The organism is Pseudomonas sp. BGI-2, from assembly GCF_004310295.1.
Classification (GTDB): domain Bacteria; phylum Pseudomonadota; class Gammaproteobacteria; order Pseudomonadales; family Pseudomonadaceae; genus Aquipseudomonas.
The window spans coordinates 109,445-119,560 of record NZ_SISB01000016.1 but is presented as its reverse complement, the minus strand read 5'-3'; the positions used below and the strand labels follow the sequence as shown (position 1 = coordinate 119,560).

Here is a 10,116-nt window from a genome sequence, read left to right as displayed (position 1 = left end):
TGCCTCTGGCTAACACTTCCCCTTGCCGGGTGTGTAGAGGACTTTCACCTCCAAGTCACCAGCGTGGCCACCACAGCCAAGCTGGTTGCGCTTCGCGCAACGCGCCATGCCTGGCGCACCAAAAAAAATGGCGCCCCGAAGGACGCCATTTTTAGCGGTTAAAAAACCGTCTTACTTGCGCTTCATCGACAAGAAGAACTCGTCGTTGGTCTTGGTCGTTTTCAGCTTGTCGACCAGGAACTCGATGGCAGCGATTTCGTCCATCGGGTGCAGCAGCTTGCGCAGGATCCACATGCGCTGCAACTCGTCGTCGGCGGTCAGCAACTCTTCGCGGCGGGTACCGGATCGGTTGATGTTGATGGCCGGGAAGACGCGTTTTTCAGCGATACGACGGTCCAGAGGCAGTTCCATGTTGCCGGTGCCTTTGAATTCTTCGTAGATCACTTCGTCCATCTTCGAGCCGGTTTCAACCAGCGCGGTGGCGATAATGGTCAGCGAACCGCCTTCTTCGATGTTCCGTGCGGCGCCGAAGAAACGTTTCGGTTTCTCCAGGGCGTGGGCATCGACACCACCAGTGAGCACTTTGCCGGAGCTCGGGATCACGGTGTTGTAGGCGCGAGCCAGACGGGTGATGGAGTCGAGCAGGATCACCACGTCTTTCTTGTGTTCGACCAGGCGCTTGGCCTTCTCGATCACCATTTCGGCAACCTGCACGTGGCGGGTTGGCGGCTCGTCGAACGTCGAGGCAACCACTTCGCCGCGCACGGTGCGCTGCATTTCGGTTACTTCTTCCGGACGCTCATCGATCAGCAATACGATCAGATGAACTTCAGGGTTGTTACGAGCGATGTTCGCCGCGATGTTCTGCAGCATGATCGTTTTACCGGCTTTCGGCGGTGCAACGATCAGACCGCGCTGGCCTTTGCCGATCGGGGCGCACAGGTCGATGACACGACCGGTCAAGTCTTCGGTGGAACCGTTGCCGGCTTCCATCTTCATGCGCACGGTCGGGAACAGCGGGGTCAGGTTCTCGAAGAGAATCTTGTTTTTCGCGTTCTCAGGACGATCGTAGTTGATCGTGTCGACCTTGAGCAGCGCGAAATAACGCTCGCCTTCCTTCGGAGGGCGGATCTTGCCAACGATGGTGTCACCGGTGCGCAAGTTGAAACGACGGATCTGGCTCGGCGAGACGTAGATATCGTCTGGGCCGGCAAGATAGGACGCGTCAGCGGAGCGCAGGAAGCCGAAGCCGTCCTGGAGAATCTCCAGCACGCCATCACCGGAGATTTCCTCGCCGCTTTTAGCGTGCTTTTTGAGCAGGGAGAAAATCACGTCCTGCTTGCGCGAACGGGCCATATTTTCTATGCCCATCTGTTCGGCCAATTCGAGCAGTTCGGTAATCGGCTTTTGCTTGAGTTCAGTCAGATTCATATAGGAATGACGTAATCATTTATGGAGGGGGGGAAATTAAGCTTTTGGCTTAATGAGGCCGCGCCGCAGAGAAGGCGACAGGATCGCGTACTTATTCGAAAAGGAGTGCGTCGGCGACGGCTAGCAGGGGGCAATGGAGAAACCAGTGCGGGGCCGAATGTACCACCTGAGTTTCGGAGCGTCTAGCCCTCAATAACGAAAAGGCCCCGCAATATGCGGGGCCTTTTCATGACGCTTTATAACAACGCTTAGATGTTGGCGTCGAGGAAGGCAGCCAGTTGCGACTTCGACAGTGCGCCGACCTTGGTCGCTTCAACGGTGCCGTTCTTGAACAGCATCAGAGTCGGGATACCACGCACGCCATGCTTGGCCGGGGTTTCCTGGTTCTCGTCGATGTTCAGCTTGGCAATGGTCAGCTTGCCTTTGTAGGTTTCAGCAATTTCGTCCAGAACAGGAGCGATCATTTTGCAAGGGCCGCACCATTCAGCCCAGTAGTCGACCAGTACAGCGCCTTCGGCCTTGAGGACGTCGACGTCGAAGCTAGCGTCGGTGACGTGTTTGATAAGATCGCTGCTCATGGAAGTCTCCAGGTTGTAAGCAAAAAAACGTGGCCCATCATAGCCGCCCTTCCCCCGTTCAGGAAGGTGCAGTTGATTGAGTCTCGCTATGGTGCCGCATGAGTTTGGGTATAGCTCAAGTCATGAGGTGGCGGGAGCGACGAAGGCAATTCCAGTACGCAGGGCTGCATTGCGCACATGTTCCTGCATGGCCTTCTGCGCCGCGCCGGACGAGCGCCTGGCCAGTGCGCGGAGGATTTTGCGGTGCTCCTGCCAGGTTTCCATGGCCCGTTCGGCTCGGATGAACGGTAGCTTCTGACTCTCCAGAAAAATGTCGGCGCTGGCCGTGAGGATGCTCAGCATCGCCTGATTGCCGCTGGCCAGCAGAATGCGTCGGTGAAAATCGAAATCAAGTCGCGCCGCCGCTTCGAAGTCGCCGGCCTTCAATTCGTTACGCATGGCGGCAACGTTGTCTTCCAGCGTATCGAGTTCCTGAGTGCTCAGGGTCACCGCGGCCAAACCGGCGGCAAAGCCTTCCAGAGCATAGCGCAACTGGAAAATATCCAACGGCGACGCCAGGGCCGCGAATGGCCAACTCAGCGCCGCATCGCCTCGCGGCAAATCGACCGGTGACTGCACGAACACGCCCTTGCCCGGCTGGATGCTGATCGCGCCCAGCGCACTCAACGACGATAACGCCTCACGCAGCGACGCCCGACTGACCCCCAATTGCACCGCCAGATCCCGCTGCGAGGGCAAAGCATCGCCCGGCGCGAAACCCTGTTCGGTGATCAGTTTCCGGATGGCTTGCAGCGCCACTTCAGGTACGGCTCGGGAAATCGAATTCATGGTTTTTCAGGCGAACCAGGACAATGAGCGGCTAGTTGTAAAGCTATTCACAACGCCCGGCAAGTCGTGCCCCATGGGGGTTCGGCACGCTTCAAGGATGCGCTATGAGGGTGCGAAACGCCCTTGCACTGTTCAGACCAGTAAGACCGAACGAATCCAGCAAAACCGTGACCTGGGACACCCAAAACCACTTCTTGGCATGGCCCATGCTCGGTCGATCCGCAGAAATCACTTCTCGCCGATCCGGAGATATGCCATGACCCTGCGTTACAGCGCCCTGCTCACCGCCCTGTTTGCCAGCCTGATGCTGGGCCAGGCACCCGCTCACGCCGACGGTCTGGAGGATGTGGTCAAACGCGGCGTCCTCAAGGTGGCCGTGCCTCAGGACTTCCCGCCGTTCGGCTCGGTCGGCCCGGACATGAAACCTCGCGGCCTCGATATCGACACCGCTAAACTGCTGGCCGACCAACTCAAGGTCAAGCTTGAGCTTACGCCGGTCAACAGCACCAACCGCATCCCGTTCCTGACCACCGGCAAGGTCGATCTGGTGATCTCCAGCCTGGGCAAGAACCCCGAGCGCGAGAAAGTCATCGATTTCTCCAGCGCCTATGCGCCGTTCTACCTCGCCGTGTTTGGTCCGCCAGACGCCGACATCAAAGGCCTGGACGACCTCAAGGGCAAAACCGTCAGCGTTACCCGAGGCGCCATCGAAGACATCGAACTGACCAAAGTCGCTCCCGAAGGCGTGACCATCAAGCGCTTTGAAGACAACAACTCGACCATCGCCGCTTACCTCGCCGGGCAAGTCGACCTGATCGCCAGCGGCAACGTGGTGATGGTGGCGATCAGCGAGAAAAACCCGAAACGCGTGCCTGCGCTGAAAGTGAAGCTCAAGGACTCGCCGGTCTATGTCGGCGTGAACAAGAACGAGCCGGCGTTGCTGGGCAAGGTCAATCAGATCCTCGCCACCGCCAAGACCGACGGCGCGCTGGAGAAAAACTCCCGGACCTGGCTGAAAGAGCCGTTGCCGGCCGATCTCTGATCGTCGCTCGGGAGACTTGATATGGCCTATCAGTTCGACTTTCTGCCGGTGGTGCAAAACACCGACCTGCTGCTGCGCGGCGCGCTGTTCACCCTTGAGTTGACGGCCATCGGCGCAGTGTTCGGCGTGGGTCTGGGCATTGTCGGAGCGTTGGTGCGGGCGTGGAATATCCGCCCGTTCTCGACGATCTTCGGGGTCTACGTCGAATTGATCCGCAACACGCCGTTTCTGGTGCAGCTGTTTTTCATCTTCTTCGGCTTGCCGTCGCTGGGCGTGCAGATCTCAGAATGGCAGGCAGCGGTGCTGGCGATGGTAATCAACCTCGGGGCTTACTCGACCGAGATCATCCGCGCCGGCATTCAGGCGATCCCCCGGGGACAGCTGGAAGCCGCTGCTGCCTTGGCGATGAGCCGATTCGAAGCGTTCCGCCACGTGATCCTGCTGCCGGCGTTAGGCAAAGTCTGGCCGGCCCTGAGCAGCCAGATCATCATCGTCATGCTCGGCTCGGCGGTCTGCTCGCAGATCGCAACCGAGGAGTTGAGCTTCGCCGCCAACTTCATTCAATCACGCAACTTCCGCGCCTTTGAAACCTATGCCCTGACCACGCTGCTGTACCTGTGCATGGCGCTGTTGATCCGCCAGTTGCTGAACTGGATCGGCCGTCGCTACCTATCGAGGAGCAGCCAATGAGCGATTTCACGTTCTGGGACGTCGTGCGCAACCTGCTCACTGGCCTGCAATGGACTCTGGCGCTGTCGCTGGTGGCGTTTATCGGCGGCGGACTGATCGGCTTGCTGATCATGGTCATGCGCATCTCGAAAACCCCCCTGCCGCACAACGTTGCCCGCACCTACATCGAGCTGTTCCAGGGCACGCCGCTGTTAATGCAGTTGTTTTTGGTGTTTTTCGGCGTGGCGCTGGCCGGCGTGGAGATTTCGCCGTGGATGGCGGCGGCGCTGGCCCTGACGCTGTTCACCAGCGCCTACTTGGCGGAAATCTGGCGTGGCTGCGTCGAATCGATCCCCAATGGCCAGTGGGAAGCCTCGTCGAGCCTGGCGCTCAATCCGCTTGAGCAACTGCGCTACGTGATTCTGCCGCAAGCGCTGCGGATTGCTGTGGCGCCGACCGTGGGCTTCTCGGTGCAAGTGGTCAAAGGCACCGCCGTGACCTCGATCATCGGCTTCACCGAACTGACCAAGACCGGCGGCATGCTCGCCAACGCGACCTTCGAACCCTTCATGGTCTACGGCCTCGTGGCCCTCGGTTACTTCCTGCTTTGCTACCCCTTGTCCCTCAGTGCGCGCTACCTGGAAAGGAGACTGCATGCCTCTGCTTAGAATTTCCGCCCTGCATAAATACTACGGCGACCACCATGTGCTCAAAGGCATCGACCTGAGCGTCGAGGAAGGCCAGGTGGTGGCGATCATCGGCCGTAGCGGCTCGGGCAAATCGACCTTGCTGCGCACGCTCAATGGCCTGGAATCGATCAACGACGGCGTGATCGAAGTCGACGGCGAATACCTCGACGCCGCCCGTGCCGATCTGCGCAGCTTGCGGCAGAAAGTCGGGATGGTGTTTCAGCAGTTCAACCTGTTCCCGCACCTGACCGTGGGCGAAAACGTGATGCTCGCGCCGCAAGTGGTGCAGAAAGTGCCGAAGACCAAGGCTGTCGAGCTGGCGCGGGAGATGCTGGAACGGGTCGGGTTGGGCGAGAAATTTGATGCCTTCCCGGACCGATTGTCTGGCGGGCAGCAACAGCGCGTGGCGATTGCCCGGGCGCTGGCGATGTCGCCGAAGGTGCTGCTGTGCGACGAGATCACCTCGGCGCTGGATCCGGAATGGGTTAATGAGGTGCTGAGCGTGGTCCGGCAACTGGCCAGGGAAGGCATGACATTGATCATGGTCACCCATGAAATGCGTTTTGCCCGGGAGGTTGGGGATAAGTTGGTGTTCATGCATCAGGGCAAGGTGCATGAGGTGGGGGATCCGAAGATTTTGTTTGCGAACCCGCAGACCGCGGAGTTGGCGAACTTTATCGGGACGGTTGAAGCGGCGGGCTGAAAGATCTCTGGAGTCAGCGATGCCGCCTTCGCGAGCAAGCCCGCTCCCACAGTTGACCGCGTTGTGGCTGAGCAACCCGGTTAAAGGTGGGAGCGGGCTTGCTCGCGAAGAGGCCATCAGCAGCACTGCAAATGTCCCCGCGCCAAAAGAACGCAGCCTTCCACAACTCCTGCGCGTTGGCGTCAGCCTTTGATCGTGGCACGATGTCTGGGTTATCGACCGAGACCCCATGACCATGCCGCAATCCCAAGCCAAGAATCTGTCCCTGATCGCCGCAATCGACCTGGGCTCCAACAGCTTTCACATGGTCGTGGCCAAGGCCCAGAACGGCGAAATCCGTATTCTCGAGCGTCTCGGGGAGAAGGTTCAGCTGGCCGCCGGCATCGACGAAGAGCGCCACCTCAACGAAGAATCCATGCAGCGCGGGCTCGATTGCCTGAAGCGTTTTGCCCAACTGATCAACGGTATGCCCCCTGGCGCCGTGCGGATCGTCGGCACCAACGCCCTGCGTGAAGCGCGCAACCGCGGCGAATTCATCCGCCGCGCCGAAGAAATCCTCGGGCATTCGGTGGAGGTCATCTCCGGTCGTGAAGAAGCTCGCCTGATCTACCTTGGCGTGTCCCACACCCTCGCCGACACCCCGGGTAAACGCCTGGTTGCCGACATCGGCGGCGGCAGTACCGAGTTCATTATCGGCCAGCGCTTCGAACCGCTGCTGCGCGAAAGCCTGCAAATGGGCTGCGTCAGTTATACCCAGCGCTACTTCAAGGACGGCAAGATCACCCCGGCCCGCTACGCCCAGGCGTACACCGCAGCGCGGCTGGAGATCATGAGCATCGAACACGCCCTGCACCGCCTGACCTGGGATGAAGCCATCGGCTCCTCAGGCACCATCCGCGCTATCGGTTTGGCGCTGAAGGCCGGCGGTCATGGCACGGGCGAGGTCAATGCCGAAGGTTTGGCCTGGCTCAAGCGCAAACTGATCAAGCTGGGCGATGTCGAGAAAATCGATTTCGAAGGCATCAAGCCGGACCGCCGCGCGATTTTTCCTGCGGGCCTGGCGATTCTCGAAGCAATCTTCGACGCCCTCGAACTGCAACGCATGGACCACTGTGAAGGCGCCCTGCGTGAAGGCGTGCTCTATGACCTGCTAGGCCGTCATCACCACGAAGACGTCCGTGAGCGCACGCTCAGTTCGTTGATGGAGCGTTATCACGTCGATCTCGAACAAGCGGCGCGGGTCGAACGCAAAGCCCTGCATGCCTTCGATCAAGTGGCCAAGGATTGGGATCTGAATGACGGCGTCTGGCGCGAACTGCTCGGCTGGGCCGCCAAGGTCCATGAAGTGGGCCTGGACATCGCTCACTATCAGTACCACAAGCACGGCGCCTACCTGATCGAGCACTCGGACCTGGCCGGGTTCTCCCGAGAGGACCAACTGATGCTCGCGCTATTGGTGCGTGGTCACCGCCGCAACATTCCCCGGGACCGGTTTGCCGATTTTGGCGATGACGGCATCAAGCTGATTCGCCTGTGCGTGCTGCTGCGCTTTGCGATCCTGTTCCATCACATTCGCGGCACCCAGGAAATGCCACAGGTCGTATTGCACGCCAAGCGCGACAGCCTCGATTTGTTGTTCCCGGAAAACTGGCTGGACGAAAACCAGCTGACCCAGGCCGACTTCGCCCTCGAAGCGGAATGGCTGACCCGGGTCAGCTTTACGCTGAACGTCCGCTAAACCTGAAATTGAAAAAGGCCTTCTTCGGAAGGCCTTTTTTGTGCCTGCAATTCAACAGGCGACACCATTCACATGTGGGAGCGAGCCTTTGTGGCGAGGGGTTTTATCCCCGCTGGGGCGCGAAGCGGCCCCAAAGGGACTGCTGCGCAGTCCAACGGGGATAAATCCCCTCGCCACAAGAGCTCGCTCCCACAGGTTTTGCGTGTTATCGAACGGTCAGGATTGGACTACCCAAACGCTCCAGCAGCGTCGCCTGTGCACTGCGCGGGTTCTGGTTGCCGGTCGGCGTGTTGCGGATGTAGCGACCATCCGCCTGCAGGCTCCAGCTGTGGGTGTTGTCGGTCAGATAAAGCTCCAGCTCTTTCTTGACCCGCATGATCAGCTTCTTGCCCTCGACCGGGAAGCAAGTCTCGACGCGCTTGTCGAGGTTGCGCTCCATCCAGTCGGCGCTGGACAGGAACATCTGCTCTTCACCGCCATTGAGGAAATAGAAGACCCGGGTGTGTTCCAGGAAACGACCGATGATCGAGCGCACGTGGATGTTGTGCGATACCCCGGCGATGCCCGGCCGCAGGCAGCACATGCCGCGCACCACCAGATCGATTCGCACTCCGGACTGACTGGCCTTGTACAACGCGCGAATGATCTTCGGATCGGTCAGCGAGTTGAACTTGGCGATGATGTGCGCCGGTTTGCCGTCGAGGGCGAACTGGGTTTCGCGGGCAATCATGTCGAGCATGCCCTTCTTCAACGTGAACGGCGCGTGCAGCAGCTTCTTCATGCGCAGGGTTTTACCCATGCCGATCAGCTGGCTGAACAGTTTGCCAACGTCTTCGCACAAGGCATCGTCGGAGGTCAGCAAGCTGTAGTCGGTGTACAGACGGGCGTTGGCCGCGTGGTAGTTACCCGTGCCCAAATGCGCATAACGCACGATTTCGCCGGCCTCGCGACGCAGAATCAGCATCATCTTGGCGTGGGTCTTGAAGCCGACCACGCCGTAAATCACCACCGCACCGGCCGCTTGCAGACGGCTGGCCAGTTGCAGGTTGGACTCTTCATCGAACCGCGCGCGCAATTCGATCACCGCGGTGACCTCTTTGCCGTTACGCGCAGCATCCACCAGCGCATCCACGATTTCCGAGTTGGCGCCAGAGCGGTACAGGGTCTGACGGACCGCCAAGACATGCGGGTCCTTGGCCGCCTGGCGCAGCAGGTCGACCACCGGCGTGAACGACTCGAACGGGTGCAGCAACAGGATGTCCTGCTTGCTGATCACACTGAAAATGTTCTCGCTGTTCTGCAGCAGTTTCGGGATCTGCGGGGTGAACGGCATGTATTGCAGCTCACGCTGACTGTCCAGACCGGTGATGCTGAACAGGCGGGTCAGGTTGACCGGACCGTTGACCTGATACAGCTCGGTCTCGTGCAGGTTGAACTGTTTGAGCAAGTAGTCGGACAACTGTTTCGGGCAGGTGTCGGCAACTTCAAGACGCACCGCGTCACCGTAGCGACGGGAGAACAACTCGCCGCGCAGCGCGCGGGCCAGGTCTTCTACATCTTCGGTGTCGACGGAAAGGTCGGCGTTACGGGTCAGGCGGAACTGGTAGCAGCCCTTGACCTTCATGCCCTGGAACAGGTCATCGGCGTGCGCGTGGATCATCGACGACAGGAACACATAGTTGTCGCCCGCGCCGCCGACTTCTTCCGGCAACTTGATGACGCGCGGCAACAGGCGTGGCGCCGGGATGATCGCCAGACCGGAATCGCGACCGAAGGCGTCGATACCTTCGAGTTCGACGATGAAGTTCAGGCTCTTGTTCACCAGCAACGGGAACGGGTGCGTCGGGTCGAGGCCGATCGGGGTAATGATCGGCGCGATCTCGTCGCGGAAATAGCGGCGCACCCAGGTTTTGATCTTGGTGGTCCAGTGACGCCGACGGATGAAGCGGACCTGATGTTTTTCCAGTTCCGGCAATAGAATGTCATTGAGGATCGCGTACTGGCGGTCGACGTGACCGTGTACCAGCTCGCTGATGCGGGCCAGGGCCTGATGCGGTTGCAGGCCATCGGCACCGGCCTGTTCACGGGCGAAGGTGATCTGCTTCTTCAGGCCGGCGACGCGAATCTCGAAGAACTCGTCCAGGTTGCTGGAGAAGATCAGCAGAAACTTCAGCCGCTCCAGCAACGGGTAGGACTCATCCAGCGCCTGTTCCAGCACGCGGATGTTGAACTGCAGTTGCGAGAGCTCGCGATGGATATACAGGCTGCTGTCATCCAGACCGGGAATGGCAATCGCCGGTGCCGCCGTCGCGGTTTCGGTCACCGCCGCAGGGGGAGCGGGCTCCAGTTCCGGCGGTGTCTCGGCGATTTGCTCGACCACGGGTTGAGCTTCCTTTACGGCAACTTCAGTGAGTCCTTCGGTATTCATGGAATGTTCC

9 protein-coding genes are annotated in these 10,116 nt (G+C 59.8%); 5 read left to right on the top strand and 4 right to left on the bottom strand.

All coding sequences use genetic code 11. The annotated features are described in order from the left end of the window. Positions 1-171 precede the first annotated feature (171 nt). The 3 genes from rho to EYC95_RS13315 all read right to left on the bottom strand — a co-directional run bounded on the left by rho (position 172) and on the right by EYC95_RS13315 (position 2,837). A complete protein-coding gene (rho, locus tag EYC95_RS13325) occupies positions 172-1,431 on the bottom strand; it encodes a transcription termination factor Rho (protein ID WP_007942421.1) in 1,260 nt (419 codons plus the stop codon). Positions 1,432-1,679: 248 nt separating this feature from the next. Next, positions 1,680-2,009, bottom strand: coding sequence for a thioredoxin TrxA (gene trxA, locus EYC95_RS13320; protein ID WP_131060765.1), 330 nt, complete (start codon positions 2,007-2,009; stop codon positions 1,680-1,682). A 120-nt stretch (positions 2,010-2,129) separates the two neighbouring features. After that, the gene (locus EYC95_RS13315) at positions 2,130-2,837 is read right to left on the bottom strand and encodes a FadR/GntR family transcriptional regulator (protein WP_131060764.1); all 708 of its coding nucleotides are present in this window, start codon (positions 2,835-2,837) and stop codon (positions 2,130-2,132) included. 256 nt (positions 2,838-3,093) lie between these two features. Here EYC95_RS13315 and EYC95_RS13310 point away from each other — a divergent pair, with 256 nt between their 5' ends. The 5 genes from EYC95_RS13310 (at position 3,094) to ppx (ending at position 7,678) form a co-directional block, all read left to right on the top strand. Continuing rightward, positions 3,094-3,879, top strand: coding sequence for a transporter substrate-binding domain-containing protein (locus EYC95_RS13310; protein ID WP_131060763.1), 786 nt, complete (start codon positions 3,094-3,096; stop codon positions 3,877-3,879). A gap of 21 nt (positions 3,880-3,900) precedes the next feature. Continuing rightward, the gene (locus EYC95_RS13305; RefSeq protein ID WP_131060762.1) at positions 3,901-4,569 is read left to right on the top strand and encodes an amino acid ABC transporter permease; all 669 of its coding nucleotides are present in this window, start codon (positions 3,901-3,903) and stop codon (positions 4,567-4,569) included. Next, positions 4,566-5,216 carry an amino acid ABC transporter permease gene (locus EYC95_RS13300; RefSeq protein ID WP_131060761.1) on the top strand — a complete coding sequence of 217 codons (651 nt, stop codon included), beginning with the start codon at positions 4,566-4,568 and terminating at the stop codon, positions 5,214-5,216. The genes EYC95_RS13305 and EYC95_RS13300 overlap by 4 nt, the downstream gene beginning before the upstream one ends. Then, positions 5,203-5,940, top strand: a complete 738-nt coding sequence (locus tag EYC95_RS13295) for an amino acid ABC transporter ATP-binding protein (protein WP_131060760.1) — start codon at positions 5,203-5,205, stop codon at positions 5,938-5,940. Before EYC95_RS13300 ends, EYC95_RS13295 begins: the two co-directional genes overlap by 14 nt. Before the next feature lie 235 nt (positions 5,941-6,175). Then, positions 6,176-7,678: an exopolyphosphatase gene (ppx, locus tag EYC95_RS13290; RefSeq protein ID WP_131060770.1), complete on the top strand. Its 1,503-nt coding sequence runs from the start codon at positions 6,176-6,178 to the stop codon at positions 7,676-7,678. Between the two features lie 205 nt (positions 7,679-7,883). Here ppx and ppk1 read toward each other — a convergent pair whose 3' ends face one another. Further along, entirely contained in the window at positions 7,884-10,106 is a 2,223-nt protein-coding gene (ppk1, locus tag EYC95_RS13285; RefSeq protein WP_131060759.1) for a polyphosphate kinase 1, read from the bottom strand. Positions 10,107-10,116: the final 10 nt, after the last annotated feature.